23 protein-coding genes and 1 other annotated feature are annotated in these 20,118 nt (G+C 35.7%); of the genes, 20 read left to right on the top strand and 3 right to left on the bottom strand.

Going from position 1 to position 20,118, the window contains the following annotated elements; all coding sequences use genetic code 11:
• Positions 1–6 precede the first annotated feature (6 nt).
• The gene (gene pyrF, locus SD1D_RS08760; protein WP_058258563.1) at positions 7–933 is read left to right on the top strand and encodes an orotidine-5'-phosphate decarboxylase; all 927 of its coding nucleotides are present in this window, start codon (positions 7–9) and stop codon (positions 931–933) included.
• 93 nt (positions 934–1,026) lie between these two features.
• Here the strand turns inward: pyrF and SD1D_RS08755 are convergent, their stop codons facing one another.
• A complete protein-coding gene (locus tag SD1D_RS08755; protein WP_058258562.1) occupies positions 1,027–1,551 on the bottom strand; it encodes a peptidylprolyl isomerase in 525 nt (174 codons plus the stop codon).
• 322 nt (positions 1,552–1,873) lie between these two features.
• Between SD1D_RS08755 and SD1D_RS12570 the strand changes: the two genes are divergently transcribed.
• Both SD1D_RS12570 and SD1D_RS08750 read left to right on the top strand, forming a co-directional pair.
• A complete protein-coding gene (locus SD1D_RS12570) occupies positions 1,874–1,996 on the top strand; it encodes a hypothetical protein (RefSeq protein WP_273232900.1) in 123 nt (40 codons plus the stop codon).
• On the top strand, positions 1,971–2,930 hold the full coding sequence (locus tag SD1D_RS08750; protein ID WP_058258561.1) for an ABC transporter permease: 960 nt from the start codon (positions 1,971–1,973) through the stop codon (positions 2,928–2,930). The genes SD1D_RS12570 and SD1D_RS08750 overlap by 26 nt, the downstream gene beginning before the upstream one ends.
• Positions 2,931–2,953: 23 nt before the next feature.
• On the opposite strand, the gene SD1D_RS08745 is transcribed toward SD1D_RS08750, so the two are convergent.
• Positions 2,954–4,213, bottom strand: coding sequence for a cytochrome P450 (locus SD1D_RS08745; RefSeq protein WP_058258560.1), 1,260 nt, complete (start codon positions 4,211–4,213; stop codon positions 2,954–2,956).
• Between the two features lie 104 nt (positions 4,214–4,317).
• Here SD1D_RS08745 and SD1D_RS08740 point away from each other — a divergent pair, with 104 nt between their 5' ends.
• From SD1D_RS08740 to efp, 17 genes are all read left to right on the top strand, one after another.
• The gene (locus SD1D_RS08740; protein WP_087758877.1) at positions 4,318–4,767 is read left to right on the top strand and encodes a secondary thiamine-phosphate synthase enzyme YjbQ; all 450 of its coding nucleotides are present in this window, start codon (positions 4,318–4,320) and stop codon (positions 4,765–4,767) included.
• Positions 4,768–4,814: 47 nt separating this feature from the next.
• Entirely contained in the window at positions 4,815–5,582 is a 768-nt protein-coding gene (locus SD1D_RS08735) for a dihydroorotate dehydrogenase electron transfer subunit (protein ID WP_058258559.1), read from the top strand.
• 59 nt (positions 5,583–5,641) lie between these two features.
• Positions 5,642–6,553, top strand: coding sequence for a dihydroorotate dehydrogenase (locus tag SD1D_RS08730; RefSeq protein ID WP_058259239.1), 912 nt, complete (start codon positions 5,642–5,644; stop codon positions 6,551–6,553).
• A 30-nt stretch (positions 6,554–6,583) separates the two neighbouring features.
• Positions 6,584–7,264: an orotate phosphoribosyltransferase gene (gene pyrE, locus SD1D_RS08725; protein ID WP_058258558.1), complete on the top strand. Its 681-nt coding sequence runs from the start codon at positions 6,584–6,586 to the stop codon at positions 7,262–7,264.
• A gap of 20 nt (positions 7,265–7,284) precedes the next feature.
• Complete coding sequence (locus SD1D_RS12280) at positions 7,285–7,437, top strand: hypothetical protein (RefSeq protein WP_173803197.1); 153 nt, start codon at positions 7,285–7,287, stop codon at positions 7,435–7,437.
• Positions 7,438–7,485: 48 nt separating this feature from the next.
• Positions 7,486–8,535, top strand: a complete 1,050-nt coding sequence (gene queA / locus SD1D_RS08720; protein WP_058258557.1) for a tRNA preQ1(34) S-adenosylmethionine ribosyltransferase-isomerase QueA — start codon at positions 7,486–7,488, stop codon at positions 8,533–8,535.
• A 58-nt stretch (positions 8,536–8,593) separates the two neighbouring features.
• Positions 8,594–8,844: a binding site (T-box leader), on the top strand.
• A gap of 72 nt (positions 8,845–8,916) precedes the next feature.
• Positions 8,917–9,957, top strand: coding sequence for a phenylalanine--tRNA ligase subunit alpha (pheS, locus tag SD1D_RS08715; RefSeq protein ID WP_058258556.1), 1,041 nt, complete (start codon positions 8,917–8,919; stop codon positions 9,955–9,957).
• A gap of 14 nt (positions 9,958–9,971) precedes the next feature.
• Entirely contained in the window at positions 9,972–12,353 is a 2,382-nt protein-coding gene (gene pheT, locus SD1D_RS08710; protein WP_058258555.1) for a phenylalanine--tRNA ligase subunit beta, read from the top strand.
• 49 nt (positions 12,354–12,402) lie between these two features.
• Positions 12,403–12,966: a GNAT family N-acetyltransferase gene (locus SD1D_RS08705; protein ID WP_058258554.1), complete on the top strand. Its 564-nt coding sequence runs from the start codon at positions 12,403–12,405 to the stop codon at positions 12,964–12,966.
• Between the two features lie 381 nt (positions 12,967–13,347).
• Positions 13,348–13,791, top strand: coding sequence for a hypothetical protein (locus SD1D_RS08700; RefSeq protein ID WP_058258553.1), 444 nt, complete (start codon positions 13,348–13,350; stop codon positions 13,789–13,791).
• Between the two features lie 32 nt (positions 13,792–13,823).
• Complete coding sequence (gene mscL, locus SD1D_RS08695; protein ID WP_330398589.1) at positions 13,824–14,345, top strand: large conductance mechanosensitive channel protein MscL; 522 nt, start codon at positions 13,824–13,826, stop codon at positions 14,343–14,345.
• 142 nt (positions 14,346–14,487) lie between these two features.
• Positions 14,488–15,519 (top strand): glycoside hydrolase family 5 protein, encoded by a 1,032-nt coding sequence (locus SD1D_RS08690; protein WP_058258552.1) that lies wholly within the window; start codon positions 14,488–14,490, stop codon positions 15,517–15,519.
• Positions 15,520–15,756: 237 nt separating this feature from the next.
• Complete coding sequence (locus tag SD1D_RS08685; RefSeq protein ID WP_058258551.1) at positions 15,757–16,275, top strand: YqeG family HAD IIIA-type phosphatase; 519 nt, start codon at positions 15,757–15,759, stop codon at positions 16,273–16,275.
• Between the two features lie 13 nt (positions 16,276–16,288).
• Complete coding sequence (locus tag SD1D_RS08680; protein WP_273233238.1) at positions 16,289–16,804, top strand: shikimate kinase; 516 nt, start codon at positions 16,289–16,291, stop codon at positions 16,802–16,804.
• Between the two features lie 49 nt (positions 16,805–16,853).
• Positions 16,854–17,294, top strand: a complete 441-nt coding sequence (gene aroQ, locus SD1D_RS08675; protein ID WP_058258549.1) for a type II 3-dehydroquinate dehydratase — start codon at positions 16,854–16,856, stop codon at positions 17,292–17,294.
• Between the two features lie 103 nt (positions 17,295–17,397).
• A complete protein-coding gene (locus tag SD1D_RS08670) occupies positions 17,398–18,465 on the top strand; it encodes a M24 family metallopeptidase (protein WP_058258548.1) in 1,068 nt (355 codons plus the stop codon).
• A gap of 83 nt (positions 18,466–18,548) precedes the next feature.
• On the top strand, positions 18,549–19,106 hold the full coding sequence (efp, locus tag SD1D_RS08665) for an elongation factor P (RefSeq protein ID WP_058258547.1): 558 nt from the start codon (positions 18,549–18,551) through the stop codon (positions 19,104–19,106).
• Positions 19,107–19,187: 81 nt separating this feature from the next.
• On the opposite strand, the gene SD1D_RS08660 is transcribed toward efp, so the two are convergent.
• Positions 19,188–19,955 carry a shikimate dehydrogenase family protein gene (locus SD1D_RS08660; RefSeq protein ID WP_058258546.1) on the bottom strand — a complete coding sequence of 256 codons (768 nt, stop codon included), beginning with the start codon at positions 19,953–19,955 and terminating at the stop codon, positions 19,188–19,190.
• Positions 19,956–20,118 lie beyond the last annotated feature (163 nt).

Here is a 20,118-nt window from a genome sequence, read left to right as displayed (position 1 = left end):
TTAATTATGATAAATAAACTAATCCAAAGAATAATTAAGTTGGAAGCACCTATTGTAGTTGGACTAGATCCCATGCTTTCATATGTACCCCAACATCTGCTGGCACAAGGATATAAAGAAAAGGGTGAAAATCTAGAAGGGGCAGCTGAGGCCATATGGCTTTATAATAAGGGAATTATAGATGCCATATATGATTTAGTGCCTGCTGTTAAGCCGCAGATAGCTATGTATGAGCAATTTGGCATTGAAGGATTAAAGGCATATACAAAAACCATAGATTATGCTAAGCAAAAGGGCCTTATTGTAATAGGTGATGTAAAAAGAGGAGATATAGGATCCACCTCAGCAGCATATGCTACGGGGCATTTGGGAAAGGTAACTATAGGGGATAAGGATTATAGAGGCTTTGACGAAGATTTTATAACAGTGAACCCTTATCTTGGTTCCGATGGAATTATCCCCTTTATTGATGTATGTAAGCAGGAAAAGAAAGGACTCTTTATTCTTGTAAAAACATCTAATCCCTCCAGCGGAGAATTTCAAGATCAGCTTATTAAGGAAAGACCCTTATATGAGCTGGTAGGAGAACAAGTAGCAAAATGGGGAGATCTATTTATGGGGGATAGCTACAGTTATATCGGTGCTGTGGTAGGTGCCACATATCCCGAAATAGGTAAAGAACTTAGAAAACTTATGCCAAAGACCTTTATACTGGTGCCAGGTTACGGTGCTCAAGGAGGTAAGGCAGAAGATTTAAAATATTATTTTGATAAGGACGGCTTAGGAGCAATAATAAATTCCTCTAGAGGAATTATAGCCGCCTATAAGCAGCCTAAATATGAGGCATATAAAGAAGAAGCCTATGCAGATGCTTCAAGACAGGCAGTTTTAGATATGAAAGAAGATTTAAAAAAAGCATGGGTAAAAAATTAAAAATCCTTAGGTAAAATTATGCTAGTGTAAAATAAGCTGCTCCAAAATGTTAACTAAAAAACATTTTGGGACAGCTTTTTTTGCTTGATAGTATTAGCATTTTTCCGGTTCTGGATATTCTGTACCGAAGGTATCTACGGTTACAGTCTTCATAATCTGAGGTTCTAGGGGCATATCGGAATAATCAGTTTTGGTCTCGGCTATTTTATTCACCACATCCATACCTTCAATTATTTTACCGAAAGCAGCATAGGATCCGTCTAAATGAGGGGCATCCTTATGCATAATAAAAAATTGGGAACCGGCCGAATCAGGCCTTTGGGATCTGGCCATGGAGATTACTCCTGCTTGATGTTTAAGATTGTTTTCAAAATTATTGTAGGTAAACTCACCTTTAATGGAGTATCCAGGTCCCCCGGTACCGTTGCCATCCGGATCGCCACCCTGTATCATAAATCCCCGGATAACCCTGTGGAAGGTTAATCCGTTATAAAAACCTTTGTTTACCAGAGAGATAAAGTTATTAACGGTATTGGGAGCAATCTCAGGATATAATTCCAGTTTCATAATATCTCCGTTTTGCATTTCAATTGTTACTATTGGATTCATCTTAGCCATAATTGTCCTTTCTACATAGGTTATTTGGTCCGTCCATGTATGCTGACGGTGGTAATATAACATAATCTAAACTTTTTTGTCAAGGTTAGGTAAAAATTAAATTAAGAATTTTATAAACCTTTATTAAGACCTACTTATTATATCAGATAATTGTACACGGTATCAATTAAATATATATTTACAATTAAGTAATATATTTACTATAATATAAAATAAATGGGATAGTGTAAAATAACCAATATGGAGGGTACATAATCATATCTCCATATCAATACCGGATACCAAGTCTTGTCTACCTTTACTAAATGAGCTATCACCTTATATGACTTCTTTTGAGGTGTTACAAGGAACCATGGATGATGCTTTTCTTAATATTACAGGAAAGCAGCTGGGAAAAGCTTTTAAGGAGGATAATCAGTATGATGGCACTGACTGCAATAGTTAAAAGAAATCTTTTAGTTTATCTAAAAGACAAGGAAAACGTTTTTTATACATTTCTATCCATGATTATAATAATAATATTAATGCTTCTTTTTATGGGGGATATGAATATAGAAATTGTTAAAGGTGTTCTTTCGGATATGGATGTTTTCATGGAAGAAAATCCCCTACCTGAGGAATATCTGTTACCCGGTACAAGAAATCCTTCCCTTGACGAAGCAAATGTAAGAAACTTGGTTTTATCATTAGTAATAGCAGGTATTACCATAGTAAATGGAATATCCGCCTCAATGGGAATGCTTAGTATGATGAGCTGGGATGAGGAGAGCGGAAGATTGGCCAGTTACTACGTGTCACCGATTTCAAGGTTTGTTTTAGTATCGGGATATATTATTTCAGCTGCTTGTTTAAGTTTTATATTCAGTACTGTTACCTTGGCGGTTTCTGAGATTATATTATTACTTACAGGAGGAGTTATGCTGTCATTTACCCAGATACTAAAGGTTTTGGGATTAATTTTACTTAATGGCTTTTCCACCACATCATTTTTGTTCTTTATTACCGGTTTTGCTAAAACAAGGAGTGCCTTTAATGGGATAGCTAACTTTGTTCACATTCTGTCGGGATTTGTCACAGGCATGTACATACCTATAGGCATGATGCCTGAAATTGTTAGAAATTTTCTTGTATTTATACCTATGACTGAGCTAAGTGCATGGTTTAGGAAGGTATTTACCAAAGAAGCTCTACATAACACCTTTGCCGGACTTCCTAAGGAGGCAGTAGCTGAGTATGGTGAGATAACAGGCATCAGTTTGAAAATAGGTGATACAAGTATAAGTGCCTGGATGCAATTTGCCTTGATACTGGGCAGTGGAATTATATTTATTCTTCTGTCTTCTTTAATGATGAGAAAGAAAAATGTTAGGGACAGATAGTTAAAATTTTTCTATGGTATATTCTATGGTATATACTTAATTTGATTAAAAATAAATCGGCTTTTAGGTATTGCAGGTATCCTACGTAAGCTATAGCTTAAATCTTGTAAGGGAACATTATAGGATAAATTCTTTGCCATAAATTCCATAGCGGTTTTTAACAGCATAATTGTAAGCCATTCCCCGGGACAGCGGTGGCCCTTTTCTAGGTCTCCCCCTCCTTGGGGAATAAAATCATAAGGATTACCGTCCCTAAAAGAAAAGCGAGAAGGGTTAAATCTATAGGGTTTTTCCCATATACGCCGGTCATGGTTGCTTCCGTATATATCTAAAAAGACTAAGGAGCCTTTTTTGAAATAATGCTTACTGTAAAGAAAATCATTTTTCACTTTTGCTCCTAAAAATGGGGCAAAGGGAAAATAGCGCCTTATTTCTTGGGCAAACATATGGGAGTAGTTTAGCTTTCCTTTAACAAGCTTTTCCTTGCACCGGGGATATTTATAAAGTGCCAGTGCTCCAAAGGTAATATAGGTTGCAATAGCTGTAATAGGCCTTAAAATATTAATTAATTCAATAGCTGCTAATTTTGCATCCAATAACCTTCCGTAGGGATCCCTATAAAATGCAATACGAAAAAGGGCAGAATCGTAGGGGACAATAATCTTTTGCTGTCTTACCTTTGTTATTATATCTTTCATTTTACATTCGGTTCGAATCCGGGCAAGTCTACCTTTATAATACCTAGGTCCCACTGCACCAAAGGCATCAACCATGGCTGTTAAATCTTTAGCTAAAGCCTTAACATCTGTTTTTTTAATGGGGATCCCTGACCATATACAAGCTCCGTGACAAAGGATGGCGGCTGCTTCATCAAAAAGAATTAAGGTATCATTATGGGACCAAGTTTTGGCATAGCTTTTCCATAATTTTTTCATGATTCTATTTAGATCTTCAATTTTATCAATTTCCATAATGGATAAAAAAAGCCTCTTTCTATGCCTATGGGATATTCCATCCATGGTTTGAATGGCATTCTTTCCAAAAAGGGTTTTTTGTATTCTTTTTGGTAAGGCTCCTTTTCTAGTCATAAGCTGGTTATTATAGAATATTTCTGCAGCATCGGAACCGGTCATACATACTACCTTTTTACCCATTATACGGGTAACAAATAAATCAGATTTATATTTTTTACATCTGTTTGGAATAAACATATAGCCTTCCATAAGAAGCCTAAGGGTACTGTCCGGAAATGTTTTTTGAGGTATTCTTGAACATTTGGTCATGGCAAATCTCCTATAATATGAAAATTATGAAAAAATCTTATATATAGTATTGTGAATCATGGATAGCTTCTTTATACTTGTATTTTGAATAGTGCTTGATTATAATGAATAGAAAATGGATCTATAGTCAAAGAAAGGATAGATTTATCGTGGGAAAAGTATATACCTTTAGTATAAGAACACCGCAAAGTACAGCTATGGTTGATATAAGCTCAAAAGTTCAGGAGGCGGTAAGTAAGAGCCAGGTTAAGAATGGTCTTTGCCTTGTATTTATCCCCCATACAACAGCGGCAGTTACAATTAACGAAAATGCAGATCCGGATGTTGTTAGGGATTTCTTAATGGAGATTAATAAGGTAATACCCTTTAATGACGGCTATCTTCACATGGAGGGAAATTCTGCTGCCCATATTAAGGCCAGCTTAATGGGTTTTTCTGAAACCATTATTATAGAGGATTCTAGGCTGCTACTTGGAACATGGCAGGGTATATATTTGACAGAATTTGACGGTCCTAGGGTACGTAAGGTTCATGTAAAGATTATTGAGGGATAAGTTAAAATTGGACTTTGATATACAGATTTATAAGAAGGAGAAAATCAATGTCAGCTGCTATAAAGAAAAAAAGCAAGGTAATACAAAATGAAAGAATTGAAGAGGGAATATATGATTTGTGGCTTAAAGCAGAAGAGATGGCCTCTATAGCCAGACCCGGACAATTTGTATCACTGTATTGTAAAGAAGGAGGAAGGCTGTTACCAAGGCCAATTAGCATATGTGAGATAGATAAAAAAACCGGTAAAATTCGTTTGGTTTATCGTGTACTGGGAAAGGGAACTAAAGAAATTGCCCATCTTAAATCCGGAGACTTAATTGACTGCCTAGGCCCCTTAGGTAACGGCTTTAATCTTGAAGGAAAAAAGGCCTTAATAATAGGGGGAGGTATAGGAATACCACCCTTATTTGAACTGGCAAAACAATTAGACTGTGAGAAAAATATTGTTCTTGGATATAGAGATATCACTTTTCTAAATAAAGAATTTGAAGCCTTAGGAGATGTATATATATCTACCGAAGACGGAAGTGCAGGAACTAAGGGGAATGTACTGGATGTAATAAAAAAATATAAGCTTACGGCTGATATTATATATGCATGCGGACCAAGCCCAATGCTTAAGGGGGTAAAGGAATATGCCACCATTAATAATATAAAAGCCCAATTGTCCTTAGAAGAGAGGATGGCATGCGGTATCGGAGCTTGTCTTGCTTGTGTGTGCAAATCCACTGAAATAGACCATCATACCAAGGTGAATAATAAAAGGGTATGTAAGGAAGGTCCAGTATTTTATGCAGATGAGGTAGTATTATAATGGAAAATAAAAAAATAAATTATGATAATGAAAAAAATGTTAATATAGATGATAAAACTATGTTAAAATTAAATACAAAAGTAAATATAGGAGGCATCACATTTAAAAATCCCGTAACCACAGCTTCCGGAACCTTTGGTTCCGGGATGGAATATAGGGATTATGTAGATTTATCAAGGCTAGGTGCTGTTACCACAAAGGGAGTGTCACTTAAGCCCTGGCCGGGAAATCCCACACCCAGAGTGGCTGAAACTTATGGTGGTATGTTAAATGCCATTGGCCTGCAAAATCCAGGTATAGATGTATTTATAGAAAGAGATCTTCCTTTTTTAAGATCTTACGATACCAAAATAATAGTAAATGTGGTAGGTAAAACCCCTGAGGAATATTGTGAGGTTGTAGAAAGATTATCTGATTGTGATGTGGATATGCTGGAGATTAATATATCCTGTCCTAATGTAAAAGAGGGGGGAATTGCCTTTGGCCAGGATCCCGGCCGTGTTGAGGCAATTACATCTCAAGTAAAAAGATATGCCAAAAAACCCATTATCATAAAGCTAAGTCCCAATGTTACGGATATTGCAGAAACTGCAAAAGCTGCTGAAGCAGGAGGGGCTGACGCTCTATCATTAATTAACACCTTAACCGGTATGAAAATTGATATAGAAAGAAGAACATTTTTACTTGCCAACAAAACCGGAGGTTTATCTGGACCTGCCATTAAGCCAGTTGCAGTCCGTATGGTTTACCAAGCGGCCTCTGCGGTAAAAGTTCCCATCATAGGCATGGGGGGCATAATTGAGGGGGAGGACGCCTTGGAATTTATTATGGCCGGTGCCACTATGGTGGCCGTAGGTACGGCAAATTTTATTAATCCAAGGGCAACTTTAGATGTATTAGATGGTATAAAATCCTATATGGTAAGGAAGAATATAAAAGATATAAATGAATTAATCGGTTGTGTAAAATAATAAGGGCTGGATTAGTATCGGAGGTTAAAAATGGAGCAATATAAAAAAGAATTTATTGAATTTATGGTTGACTGCGGAGTTTTAAAATTCGGAGATTTTGTAACTAAGAGCGGAAGAAAGACCCCATTTTTTATAAATACCGGATTTTATCGGACCGGCAGCCAGCTTCGTAAGCTGGGTGAGTATTATGCCAGGGCAATAAATGAGAAATTTGGTTTAGACTTTGATCTTTTATTCGGTCCTGCATATAAGGGGATACCTTTAAGCGTTGCTACATCTATGGCTGTTAGTGAGCATTATAATAAGGATGTAAGATACTGTTCCAATAGAAAAGAGATAAAGGATCATGGGGATAAAGGTATTTTACTGGGTTCTCCAATTAATGACGGTGACAGAATTATTATTATAGAGGATGTAACAACAGCCGGTACATCCATCAAGGAAACTATGCCCATATTAAAGTCACAGGGTGATGTAAATGTACTGGGGCTGGTTGTATCTGTAGACAGAATGGAAAGAGGCCAGGGTACAAAAAGTGCCTTAAAGGAGATTGAAGAAACTTACAAAATATCCACTACAGCCATTGTAACTATGGCTGAGGTGGTGGAGCATCTGTATAATAAGCCTTATAAAGATAAAATTATTATAGATGACAAGTTAAAGGAGGCAATTGATAAGTATTATCAGCAGTATGGCCCTAAGAATTTATAAGTCAAGGAGGAGATGTAATCATGATGGAAAAAATCTATAAAACGATGAAATCCGTAGGAGTCTGGAATCTGGTGTTAGGTATCATTTTTATTCTATCGGGCTTGGCAGCAGGTACATTTTTAATTGTTAATGGGGCAAAACTCTTAAAGAAAAAATCAGATCTCTTGTTCTGATTATAAATACTAAAAAATTAAAACAAACAAAGGATATGAGGAATTTTCATGCTGACACGAGATTTTTATTATGACTTACCGGAGGAACTTATTGCTCAAGATCCTCTGAGGGATAGATCCGGCTCAAGGCTTTTGGTTCTAGATAGGCATACTGGAGAGTATGAGCATAGAATATTTAAAGATATTAGTAAATATTTAAAGGCAGGGGATTGCTTAGTACTTAATAATACCAAGGTGATTCCTGCCCGGCTTATAGGAGAAAAAGTAAGTGGTCACTCCCCTGATAATAATAGCCCCGGTGCAAGAATCGAACTTTTATTATTAAAAAGAAAAGAAAATGATATCTGGGAGACTTTAGTAAAGCCGGGAAAAAAAGCAAAGCCCAAAACCAAGATTAGTTTTGGCAATGGACTTCTTATGGGAGAAATTCTAGATATAGTGGATGAGGGCAATCGTTTGGTTAAGTTTTCTTATGATGGAATTTTTGAAGAAATTCTTGATCAGTTGGGAGAAATGCCCCTGCCTCCATATATTACCCATAAGCTAGAAGATAAGAACAGGTATCAGACCGTCTATGCAAGGTATGAAGGATCTGCGGCGGCTCCTACGGCAGGACTGCATTTTACAGAAGAATTGCTAGAAGAAATAAAAAAAATGGGTGTTGAAATTGCTTATGTAACCCTACATGTTGGGCTGGGAACTTTCCGTCCCGTTAAGGTGGAGGATATAAGCCAGCACCATATGCACTCTGAATATTATCAGATTTTACAAGAAGAGGCTGATAAGATAAATAAGGCTAAGAAAAAGGGCGGCAGAATTATCTGTGTGGGAACTACAAGCTGTAGAACTTTAGAATCCTCATCTGATGAGGATGGTTATCTAAGGGCAGGCAGCGGAGACACTTCAATTTTTATCTATCCCGGATACAAGTTTAAGATTATGGATGGACTGATTACAAACTTCCATCTGCCGGAATCAACCCTTTTAATGCTGGTATCTGCCTTTGCGGGAAGAGAGCATATCTTAAGGGCATATAATGAGGCCGTTAAAGAGCGTTATCGCTTCTTTAGTTTTGGTGATGGTATGTTAATTATCTAGGGGTATTGACTTTTTTTAATAAGTCAGTTAAGATATGAAAAACGAAAAATAAATAAAGATAAAAACTGTGAAGGTGAATAAGTAGGGTATTCCTTCCCCACAGAGAGGATGTGTCATCGGCTGAAAGCATATCCGGGGTTCAGGCTTATCTCGAATTTCGGCACCGGAGTTGCCTTTAAGATATCGGCTATATTAGCTTGATAAAAGAAAGGCCGGATGTTTCCGTTATAACATACAAGGAGTCTTTAAAGCTAAAACAGGCTATAAAGGCTTAAACTTGGGTGGTACCACGATGCTCTCGTCCCTATGGAACGGGAGTTTTTTTATTATATTTTATTATGATTTCTTTTATAATTTTAGAATAAATAAGGAGGAAATGTAATGTTAGAAAACCTGGAAAGAATTAAGCAGCAGTTTCATGAAGAACTAAGTGCAGTTAATTCAAAGGGAGAATTGGAGAAAATCAGAGTATCCTTCCTGGGAAAAAAAGGCTTAGTGACACAGGAGCTGAAAAATCTCCGTAATTTAACACCGGAAGAGAAAAAAACAGCCGGTATGCAAGTAAATAAGCTAAAGAGTGATATAGAAGAGGCAATAGTTGAATATCAAAAAACTTTGGAAGAGAAAGAATATCTACAGGAAATTGAAAATGCCGAAAGATATGACTTTACAATACCAAGCAATAGGGAGCGGGGAACCCTTCATCCTATAACTATCGTTCAAAAACAGATTGAAGATATATTTAAGACCATGGGCTTTATTATTGAGGACGGCCTTGAGATACAGACAGAATATAATAATTTTGAGGCAGTAAATATACCCAAGAATCATCCCGCTAGGGATATGCAGGATACCTATTATCTGGATAACGGACAGATATTAAAGACCCATACATCAGCGGCCCAAAATACCATTATGAGAAAATATGGGGCTCCCAAGAAGGGTGAACCCTTAAAGGTTCTCTTTCCCGGCAGATGCTTTAGAAATGAGAATATAGATGCCAGCCATGAAAATACTTTCTTCCAGTTGGAGGGAATGATGATAGGTGATGACATCTCCATATCCAATCTTATTTATTTTATGAAGGTATTACTGTCAGAAGTATTTGAAAGGGATGTTAAGGTGCGCCTAAGACCCGGCTTCTTCCCCTTTGTAGAACCCGGTTTTGAACTGGATATTAATTGTGCTATCTGTGAAGGAAGCGGATGTCCTACATGTAAGAATTCAGGATGGCTTGAGCTTCTGCCTTGCGGCATGATTCATCCCAATGTATTAAGTATGGGTGGAATAGATCCGGAGCGTTATACGGGATTTGCCTTTGGTCTAGGTCTTACAAGGCTTGCTATGATGAAATATAATATCAAAGATATTCGTCTGTTTAACAGCGGTAATTTGAAGCAGCTAAAGCAGTTTACCAGATAGGAGGGAATCGTAATATGTTAATTTCAATGAATTGGATATCAGAATTTACAGATCTAAGCGGTGTGGATATAAAGGAATTAATCAATCGTTTTACTTTATCTACCGCTGAAGTTGAAGATATATATGAGATGGGTAAGGACATTAAAGATGTGGTAGTGGGAAAGATTATCGAAGTTAAGGATCATCCCAATTCTAAGAAACTTCATATAGTTAAGGTGGATATAGGTACAGAAGTAGTAGAATGTGTATGTGGTGCCCCCAATGTATTTGAAGGAGCTGTGGTACCCTTTGCTAAACTGGGAGGCCGGGTAGGAGATTTGGAAATTAAGGAAGTTTCCATCGCCGGAGTTGTCAGCCGGGGTATGTGCTGTTCTGAAAAGGAACTGGGAATAAGTGATGATAATTCCGGACTTATGATTTTAGATGATAACTATGCCCTAGGATGCGACATTAAGGAATTTATGCAACTGGATGATATAGTCTTTGAAGTAGATAACAAATCTCTTACAAATCGTCCGGATCTTTGGGGCCATTATGGAATAGCCAGGGAGATTGCAGCCCTTAACAAAAGGCCCTTAAAACCTTTGGAACTGGTAGATTCCAGTGTTTATAAAAGCTTAGCTCCCATAGATTTAAAAGTGGAGGATACAGAAAGGGTATACCGTTTTAGCTGTATTTCCATGGATAATATAACAAAAAAGAAATCCCCCATTAATATGAGAATTCGTCTGACATACTGTGGTATGAGGCCAATCAATCTTCTTGCGGATCTTACCAATTACCTGATGATGGAGATTGGTCAGCCTATGCATGCTTATGATAATAATAAGGTAAAGGAGATTAGGGTAAAAACCTTTAATGAACCTATTAAATTCTTACCCTTAGACGGGGTATCAAGAAAGATAGATACAGATACCTTAATGATATGCAACAGTAAAGAACCTATTGGTATAGCAGGTATTATGGGTGGAGAATTATCCTCCATATCCGATGATACATCCTCTGTATTATTGGAGTCTGCTAATTTTGACGGGACCTCTGTTCGTAAATCAGCAACCAGGCTTGGGCTTAGAACCGATGCCAGTTCCAGGTATGAAAAGACCTTAGATCCGGAAATGACCACAGTGGCCATAGAACGTTTTATGAAGTTATTAATGGATATTGATCCGGGGGTAAAGGTTACTTCAAGCCTTACAGATTCCTATGTAAAACGTTATGATAAGATTACCATTGATTTTGATAAGGCTTATGTGGATAAATACACCGGTATTGATATATCTGCCGATATGATGGAAGAAACTTTGACTGCTCTTGGATTTGATGTTAAGAGACAGGGTGACAATTTCAGCGTAGGGGTACCTTCTTGGAGGGCAACTAAGGATGTTACTATTAAGGCTGATATTGTAGAAGAAATAACTCGTATTTATGGATATGATAATTTTGAGGTTTACTCCACAAAAAGCCTTCTTACACCGGTTAGGCAAAGTGTAGAAAGGGACAATGAATATAGGATAAAAGTTCTTTTAGCAGATAAATATGACATGAATGAAGTTCATAGTTATATCTGGTATGAAAGTAAGTTAAATAAAGAATTAGGCATTCATACTGAGCCCAATATCAGGATTATCAATTCTGTGACTGCAGAAAATGACACAATTCGTTCTACAATTATTCCAAGTCTTTTGGGATTTGTATATAAGAATGTAGATACTACTCCTGAAATGGGAATGTTTGAAATAGGCCGTGTTGCTGACGGGCTAAAAAGTGACGGCTTATGTAATGAGAAGAAACGCTTAGGTATTGTAATTGCCAGCAAAATTCTTAGTGAAAAAGAAGTATTCTTTAAGCTAAAAGAAGCTATCAGTCAGGTAATACTGGATATAAAAAATATTGCTCCTAAATTTGTAGAGAATAATGAAATTAATAAATATAATTATGTACATCCGGTAAATTCTGCAGGTATCTGTTTGCAGGACCAAGAAATCGGATACTTCTCAGTCTTAAATCCTAGAATAAGGAATAATATTGACAAGAAGTTAAATGTTGCTTTTGCAGAGATAGATATAGATGATATGGAGAAAGTAGCCGCACTTCCTCTACAATATAAGGAAATATCTAAATATCCCGGTGTGACTGTAGACTTAAGTCTCCTTGTAGATAAAAATATGCAATATGAAACACTGGCCGGATATATTAATGAGTATTCTTGCGATTACTTAAATAAATATTATTTTGTTGATTTATTTGAAGATGAAAAACTTCTTCCCGGTAAGAAAAGTGTAACAGTCCGCTTTGAATTTATATCCATGGAACGGACCTTAGAAGGTCATGAAATTCAGGATATGGTAGACGGACTATTGGAATTACTTAATAGTAAAGATATAAAATTAAGATAGGAATAATAAAGCTGGTCCCTGTATAAAAATTTCCTGAAAGGGTGAGGAAATGATTAAACATATAGGGACCAATTCTATTGAAACAATCCGTCTAATACTTCGCAGATTTCAAGTTGAAGATACCTATGATATGTATAAAAACTGGGCCAGTGATATAGAAACCTTAAAGTTTCTTCCCTGGGGACCTCACAGGGATGTGAAAGTTACCTATAGTCGTATTTTAAGTATAGTGTCCAATTATAATAAAGAAAATGTATACAATTGGGCCATATATTTAAAATCTCAACAAGAAGTAATCGGTTCAATAAGTGTAGAGATAACCAATGATAAAGAAGAAAGCTGTGAGATTGGATATTGCATAGGAAAAGCCTTTTGGGGCAGGGGGATAATGCCTGAGGCTTTGCGGGCAGTTATGCATTATTTGTTTTATGAGGTTGGATATAGGAAAATTATTGCCAGGCATGATGTCTTAAATTATGCTTCCGGCAGGGTAATGGAAAAAGCCGGAATGAAGTTTGATAAGATTATATATAATGTAGGCCGCAGGCGTGACGGAAGCATATATGATGTGGCCATATATGTAAAGAATTTTGACGGTTTATTATATAAGTAATTTTTGTAATTAATTTCTTTGTCATGATAGATTCCACATGGTATAATGAAAATATAAGCGAATTATAGGGTTTACTGAAGAAAAAGATTGAAATAGGGAGAATAAAGTGATCTGATAAAATGGGCTGAACTTGAAATTTATAGTAAGGGGTTAGGGGATATAAATACCGAATATACAGGCAGATGGATTTTTAACTGGGGTCTTAACAATAATAAAGCAGAAGAAAATCTTCTTATAAAGTGGGCTGAAGCAGAAATTGAAGAGGATATACAAAATGCCGGCCAGCCTCAGACTCCCTATACTGCCCGGTGGATTTATGCTTATGGTCTTAAAAGCGGTAAGGCCAATGCTAACCTAATCTTTAAATGGATCCGTTTGGAGATGGAACTAAACAATATTGAACCTGCCCATAAGGAATATACGGTATTATGGCTTCTTGATTATGCCCATATGATGCTTTTGGATGAGAGAAGTTATTGGAACTGGCTAATAGGGGTTGAGATGGAACTAGGCAAGGTGGAACAGGCTTATTATCATTGTAAGGAGGCAATATTAAACCATGATATACATGGTTTGTTTGCCCTAGTTCAAGGGGAAAGGGGCATCCTTGATGATAATGAGGAAGGCATGGAGTATCTACTTCATATGGCTACAGCAAAGGAAAGCCCCTTTGGCTTATACTGCTTATATCTTTGTGATATATTGTACAGAGATGGGCAGCAGGCTAAGGAAATATTGGAGAGATTTTATAGCCTAAACGGAGAACTAAGTGAATATGAAAGCAGAGGATATTTGAGGTTTTGGAATAATAAAGTTTGTAATTAATTTATTATATTTTCAAAGGAATGGTTTTAGATATGAAGTTACATAATAGTAAAAAGATAGAAAAAAAGCTTAAGAAACAAGAAGAAGCAATCCAAAAAAATATGAAAGAGGGTATTAGTATGCTGAAAGAATTCAAGAAATTTGCCCTTCGAGGTAATATGATTGACTTGGCAGTGGGTATAATTGTTGGTGGCGCTTTTAACTCCATAGTAAACTCCTTGGTTAATGATATTGTTATGCCACTGCTTGGTGTATTTACCAAGAATATTAATTTTAGTGACTGGTTCTTTGCCCTGGACGGAAAGCACTATGCCTCATTAAAGGTAGCGGAGGATGAAGGTGCTGCTGTAATAAAATATGGATTGTTTCTTTCTAATATTCTGAATTTTATTATAATGGCATTTGTTGTTTTTCTTATTGTTAAGTGGATTAATAAGTTAAAAAGGCCCACTGAGCAAGCAACTCCTACAACTAAAAAGTGCAAATATTGCTACTCAGATATCAATATTAAAGCAACAAAGTGCCCCCACTGTACTGCTGATCAGGATAGTTAGAAATCATGGCTTATATGGCCTTTGTATAAGATAATGCATGAGTTAATATGTTTCTTCCATTGATAGCTTAAGGGAAACCTTATATCATTAATATAAAGTGATAAGTCCAAAATTTACATTAAGAAAAGTGAGGTTTCCCCATATGAAAAAATTTGATGGTTACAAAGCCGGTGTAAATTTGGGAGGATGGATTTCTCAATTTCGTCAGGCGAAAAAAGAACATTTTGATTCCTTTATTACAGAGGAGGATATCAAGCAAATTGCTTCCTGGGGAATGGATCATGTAAGACTTCCCATTGATTATATGGTACTGGAGGATGATGATAAACCCTTTGAATATAAGGAAGAAGGTTTTTCTTATATAGACCAATGTATTAGTTGGTGTGAAAAATATAAGCTTAATATTATTCTTGATTTACATAGAGCCCCGGGATATGCCTTCCACTCACTAAATGAAAATAAATTGTTCGATGATCAATTTTTACAAGAAAGATATATAAGATTATGGCAGGCCTTTGCCAAGCGCTATATCAATTATGGCAACAATGTAGTCTTTGAATTGCTAAATGAAATAGTGGAACCAAATAGTGATAGATGGAATAAGCTAAGCAGACAGGCTATAGAAGGAATCCGCCAGATAGATAAAGAAAGGCTTATTATAATCGGCGGCAATAATTATAATAGTGTAGATACCCTTTATGAGCTAGATAAAATGGAGGATAATAATCTTATATATACATTCCATTTCTACCAGCCCCATATCTTTACCCATCAAAAGGCAAGTTGGGAGGAGCTTTTAAAGGATTTGGAGTTTGAGGTTACCTATCCTTCTGACCAGAAGCTTTATGAGGCCTATCTAGCTAAAAGTGAGGAGTTTAAAAGAAGATATTCTTATGCTAAAAAAACTGATAAGGACTATCTAAGAAGTCTTCTTCAGCCTGCCCTAAACTTTGCAAAGGAGAGGAATGTAACCCTTTATTGTGGTGAGTATGGGGTAATTGACCATGCCCCTATGGAAAGTAACTTAAAGTGGCATGAAGACTTAAGTGATTTATTAATTGAATATGGAATTGGCAGGGCAGTTTGGACATATAAGCTGATGAGCTTTCCCTTAGTAAATAAGGATTCTATTGTCCGTAATAATAAGCTGATTGAGATTGTTAGTAGAAAGTAGATAAATTTGCCATAAATCTATAAGACTGGTCAAAATGATATATTATCATTATGACCAGTCTTATTATATTAAACTATTTAGATTTTTATATATTGTATGGGTTGGTATTAATTGCTATAATTAATAATGATCCAAAATAAATAATTGGTATAATATTTATGAAAATAATTTTATAATTTATAATAATATTAATATTATAAGATTATAAAATAATTAATAAATGTTAGGAGAGATGACGTGCTAAGAATATTTTACCCAAAACGAATCGCAGACTCAGCCTATGTGATAGATTATAAAAATTTATATAAAGAGGGATATAGAGGAATTATCTTTGATATTGATAATACCTTGGTGGAACATGGAGCAGATGCCAGCGAAAGGGCAATTAAATTAATTAATAAGTTAAAGGCCATGGGATTTAAGATATGTTTAATTTCAAATAATAGTGAAGAAAGGGTAATGAGATTTAACAGGGATATTAATGTAAGTTATATCTTCAAAGCCAATAAGCCTGCTAAGAAGAGTTTTTATAAGGCAATGAAGATTATGGGAACAAGAATTAATAATACGGTTTTTATTGGAGATCAGTTATTTACAGATATATTCGGTGCCAATAGGATAGGATTAATGTCTTACTTTGTTAAACCAATAGGCCCTAAAGAGGAAATACAAATTGTTATAAAGCGGAAGTTAGAACGGATAGTACTTAAATATTACCGCAGGGATTTAAAAAGAGGTAAGATTAAGCAGGTATAAGGGGGGAGTTAAGATAAAAAAAGCTAATATTATATTAATAGGATTTATGGGTTCCGGAAAAAGCAGTGTAGGTAAGCTTTTATCAGAGAAAATTAATTATAAATACGGGGATACTGATGAGATAATTGAGAACTTGGAAGATATGTCAATTAAAAAGATATTTCGTATTCATGGGGAAGATTTCTTTCGGGATTTGGAGACCGGCTTATTGTTATCTATAAAAGATTCCCTAAAAAAAACTGTTCTTTCAACAGGGGGTGGTATGCCTATCTTTGAAAGAAACAGAGAGTTATTAAAAAATATGGGACATGTTGTATATTTACAGGCAAGTAAAAGCACTATTGTAGAAAGATTATCCGGTGATACTACTAGGCCTCTATTAAAGGGTGAAAAATTAGAAGAGAAAGTTGAAAAACTTCTATCTACTAGATTGAAATATTATGAGGAGGCTGCTGATATAACAATAAATACTGACAATAAGTCCATAGATGATATAGCAGAAGAGATTATAGAAAAACTTGGCTACTAACAAGGACAAGCTAGTTTGGGCTATTCTACCTGATTTAAGGAGGAAATATATGAAGATTTTAGTAATAAACGGGCCAAATTTAAACTTCCTAGGTATTAGGGAAAAATCAATATACGGTAATAGGGATTATTGGGCTTTAGTAGGTTTAATTGAGCAGAAGGCCAAAGAACTGAAAGTTGAAGTAGAAGTCTTTCAAAGTAATATAGAGGGAGAAATTATTAATACCCTTCAAAGGGCCTATAAAGAAAAATTTGATGGGATTATTATAAATCCGGCAGCTTATACCCATTATAGCTATGCCATAAGAGATGCCCTAGCAAGCCTTACTATTCCCAAAATTGAGGTGCATATATCTAATATTCATCAAAGGGAAGAATTTAGGCATAGGTCTGTAACTGCTGCCGCATGCGACGGGCAAATAGCCGGTTTGGGATTTGACGGATATCTTCTTGCCATGGAGGCAATGGTTAATCTTTGTAATAAATCTTAATAAGAATATTGATAATCAATTGATAGAATAATAATTTATGCGTATAATAATTGATGTGAAAAGAACTGGCAATATATAAAATACATAAGATAGGAAGGACATTATGGATAATTTTAAAAAAGTAGAAGAAATAAATAGAAAGTTAAATATCGATGGAGTTTTAATATCCAATGGTAATAATATGCGATATATCAGCGGATTTACCGGAGAAACAGGCTATCTTTATATATCAGAAAAACGTCATGCAGTTATTACAGACTTTCGTTACACTTATCAAGCGGAGGCGGAAGCAAAAGGATATGAAATCATTACCATTGGAAGTGGTGGATATAATGAAGCTATCGGTGACTTAATAAAAAGTGATAATATAAGCCGTCTAGGTTTTGAATCTGAGGATATGCTTTATTCAAAATATGAGGATTTAAAGGCAGGCTTGCCTGAATGTGAACTGGTTCCCATAAAAGATGAGATAACAAGGTTAAGAAGAATAAAAACACCAAAAGAATTAGAGTATATTAAACAGGCACAAAGTATAGGTGATAAAGTTTTCTCAGAGATTTTAGATTATATTAAACCCGGTGTAACAGAGCTTGAGCTGGCTGCAAGAATTGAATATCTACTAAAGATTTACGGTGGAGAAAGAACAAGCTTTCCTGCTATTGTAGCATCCGGGGTTAACTCTTCCATGCCCCATGCGGTGCCCACATCAAAAAAGATAGAAGCCGGCGACTTTGTAACCATGGATTTTGGCTGTGTATATGAGGGCTATTGTTCTGATATGACAAGAACTGTTGTAGTGGGTAAGGCAAGTGACAAGCAGAAAGAAATTTATAATATAGTACTTGAAGCCCAGTTGGCCGCTTTAGATATTTTAAGGGCAGGCCTTAAGGGTAAAGAAGTTGATAAGGTGGCAAGGGATATTATATATAAGGCAGGATATGAAGGCTGCTTTGGACATGGACTAGGACATAGTGTGGGCCTATTTATCCATGAAAACCCAAGGCTTTCCCCAGGGGAAGAAGACATAATTGAAGCAGGAATGACAGAGACGGTTGAACCGGGTATCTATGTCAGAGGATTTGGGGGAGTCAGAATTGAGGATCTGGTTGTGGTAACTGAGAATGGATATATTAACTATACCCATTCCGATAAATCATTAATCGAATTATAATTCAAAATATAAAAAAATGTTGCAAATAATATAAATTTATTATACACTAAGGTGTAGTTAAATTTTAAGGAGGAATTATTTTTATGGTATCAGCAGGCGATTTTAGGAATGGGCTGACAGTTGAAATAGAAAATGTAGTATATCAGGTAATTGAATTTCAGCATGTAAAGCCTGGAAAAGGTGCTGCCTTCGTAAGAACTAAGTTAAAAGATATTATTAACGGCGGTGTAACAGAGCGTACATTCCGTCCTACAGAGAAGTTCCCACAGGCACATATCGATAGAAGTGATATGCAGTATTTATATAGCGACGGCGATTTATATAATTTTATGAATGTGGAGACTTTTGATCAGATTGCTTTAGACAAAGAGGCCGTTGGAGATTCCCTAAAATTTGTTAAGGAAAATGAAATGGTTAAAATGCTTTCCTATAAAGGAGTAGTATTTGCTATTGAGCCTCCTTTATTTGTAGAGTTGGAGGTTACCGATACAGAGCCTGGATTTAAAGGTGATACTGCAACAGGTGCTACAAAGCCTGCTGTTGTTGAAACCGGTGCCCAAGTACAAGTTCCCTTATTCATAAACCAGGGAGATATAATCAGCATCGATACAAGAACCGGGGAATATATGAAAAGAGTATAATTTTATCTTAAGGAATATATATAGCGTAATCGGAAGAAACATAGTTTCTGCTGATTACGCTTTTTTAATTAGTATTTCTTATTATATGATTTGATTAAGTAATTCTTCGGTAATTTTATGGATAATGGCATCTTCTAATTTAATGCCTCTAAAATACTCCTCAGCTTGTTTTGCTTGAGCTACCAGCATAACAAGACCGGTAACTGATTTTATACCAAGGCTTTTGGCTTGTTTTGTAAGTTTGGTTTGTATAGGATTAAAGATTACATCAACCACACTTTGGCATAAAGTAAAGGGGGTCAAGTCCAAAGGGCTATTATCTATATTAGGATACATACCCACTGGGGTAGTATTTACTATAACTTGGGCATTCTTATGATTCTTATAGCATTCTTCATAGGAAATTGTATTATCCCCTTCGGGTCTTCTGCTGACCTTAAGAATTTCTCCGGCACCAAGTGTCTCTAACACGGCCTGGGCTGTCTTGGAAGTACCTCCGTTTCCAAGAATCAGGCATTTTTTTCCTTTGACCACAATTTGATTACTTGTAAACAAATATAAGAGACCATAAAAATCCGTATTGTACCCTATAAGTCGTCCATTATTATTAACAACAGTATTTACAGCTCCAATTTCTTTAGCTAAAGTATCAAGCTCATCTAGATAAGCTATAACTTTTTCTTTGTAAGGTATAGTTACATTAATCCCTGCAAATTCTTTATTTCTCATAAACTGATCAAATTCATCATGGCTTAAAGGAATTAAATAATATTTATCATCTACCATTTTTTCATGGATAAATTTTGAATAACTATGACCTAATTTTTCGCCAATTAAACCGTATATCATATGTTTCTCCGTTTCTTTTTGTTCAAATATTTTCCCTTTATTTTTATTTGATAGGCTAATTACCTATGTCGTGCTTTTATTATAGTAAATTTAACAAAAAATGCAAGCTGATTTATTTATGAAATCAATATCATATTTTTATATAGGAGGAATATATTGTTCT

Origin of the sequence: Herbinix luporum, from assembly GCF_900070325.1 — a bacterium.
In the GTDB taxonomy this organism is placed as follows: Bacteria; Bacillota; Clostridia; order Lachnospirales; family Lachnospiraceae; genus Mobilitalea; species Mobilitalea luporum.
This window is presented reverse-complemented; position numbering and strand designations above follow the sequence as displayed.

Coding starts and splice junctions, on each gene's coding strand:
- SD1D_RS08735 (WP_058258559.1), top strand. CDS start 4,815: ATGTCAGCTGCTATAAAGAAAAAAAGCAAGGTAATACAAAATGAAAGA.
- SD1D_RS08745 (WP_058258560.1), bottom strand. CDS start 4,213: ATGACCAAATGTTCAAGAATACCTCAAAAAACATTTCCGGACAGTACC.
- SD1D_RS08690 (WP_058258552.1), top strand. CDS start 14,488: ATGAAAAAATTTGATGGTTACAAAGCCGGTGTAAATTTGGGAGGATGG.
- mscL (WP_330398589.1), top strand. CDS start 13,824: ATGAAGTTACATAATAGTAAAAAGATAGAAAAAAAGCTTAAGAAACAA.
- SD1D_RS08755 (WP_058258562.1), bottom strand. CDS start 1,551: ATGGCTAAGATGAATCCAATAGTAACAATTGAAATGCAAAACGGAGAT.
- pyrE (WP_058258558.1), top strand. CDS start 6,584: ATGGAGCAATATAAAAAAGAATTTATTGAATTTATGGTTGACTGCGGA.
- SD1D_RS08670 (WP_058258548.1), top strand. CDS start 17,398: ATGGATAATTTTAAAAAAGTAGAAGAAATAAATAGAAAGTTAAATATC.
- pheS (WP_058258556.1), top strand. CDS start 8,917: ATGTTAGAAAACCTGGAAAGAATTAAGCAGCAGTTTCATGAAGAACTA.
- pheT (WP_058258555.1), top strand. CDS start 9,972: ATGTTAATTTCAATGAATTGGATATCAGAATTTACAGATCTAAGCGGT.
- SD1D_RS12280 (WP_173803197.1), top strand. CDS start 7,285: ATGATGGAAAAAATCTATAAAACGATGAAATCCGTAGGAGTCTGGAAT.
- pyrF (WP_058258563.1), top strand. CDS start 7: ATGATAAATAAACTAATCCAAAGAATAATTAAGTTGGAAGCACCTATT.
- queA (WP_058258557.1), top strand. CDS start 7,486: ATGCTGACACGAGATTTTTATTATGACTTACCGGAGGAACTTATTGCT.
- aroQ (WP_058258549.1), top strand. CDS start 16,854: ATGAAGATTTTAGTAATAAACGGGCCAAATTTAAACTTCCTAGGTATT.
- SD1D_RS12570 (WP_273232900.1), top strand. CDS start 1,874: ATGACTTCTTTTGAGGTGTTACAAGGAACCATGGATGATGCTTTTCTT.
- SD1D_RS08740 (WP_087758877.1), top strand. CDS start 4,318: ATGAATAGAAAATGGATCTATAGTCAAAGAAAGGATAGATTTATCGTG.
- SD1D_RS08700 (WP_058258553.1), top strand. CDS start 13,348: ATGGAACTAAACAATATTGAACCTGCCCATAAGGAATATACGGTATTA.
- SD1D_RS08750 (WP_058258561.1), top strand. CDS start 1,971: ATGATGGCACTGACTGCAATAGTTAAAAGAAATCTTTTAGTTTATCTA.
- efp (WP_058258547.1), top strand. CDS start 18,549: ATGGTATCAGCAGGCGATTTTAGGAATGGGCTGACAGTTGAAATAGAA.
- SD1D_RS08730 (WP_058259239.1), top strand. CDS start 5,642: ATGTTAAAATTAAATACAAAAGTAAATATAGGAGGCATCACATTTAAA.
- SD1D_RS08705 (WP_058258554.1), top strand. CDS start 12,403: ATGATTAAACATATAGGGACCAATTCTATTGAAACAATCCGTCTAATA.
- SD1D_RS08660 (WP_058258546.1), bottom strand. CDS start 19,955: ATGATATACGGTTTAATTGGCGAAAAATTAGGTCATAGTTATTCAAAA.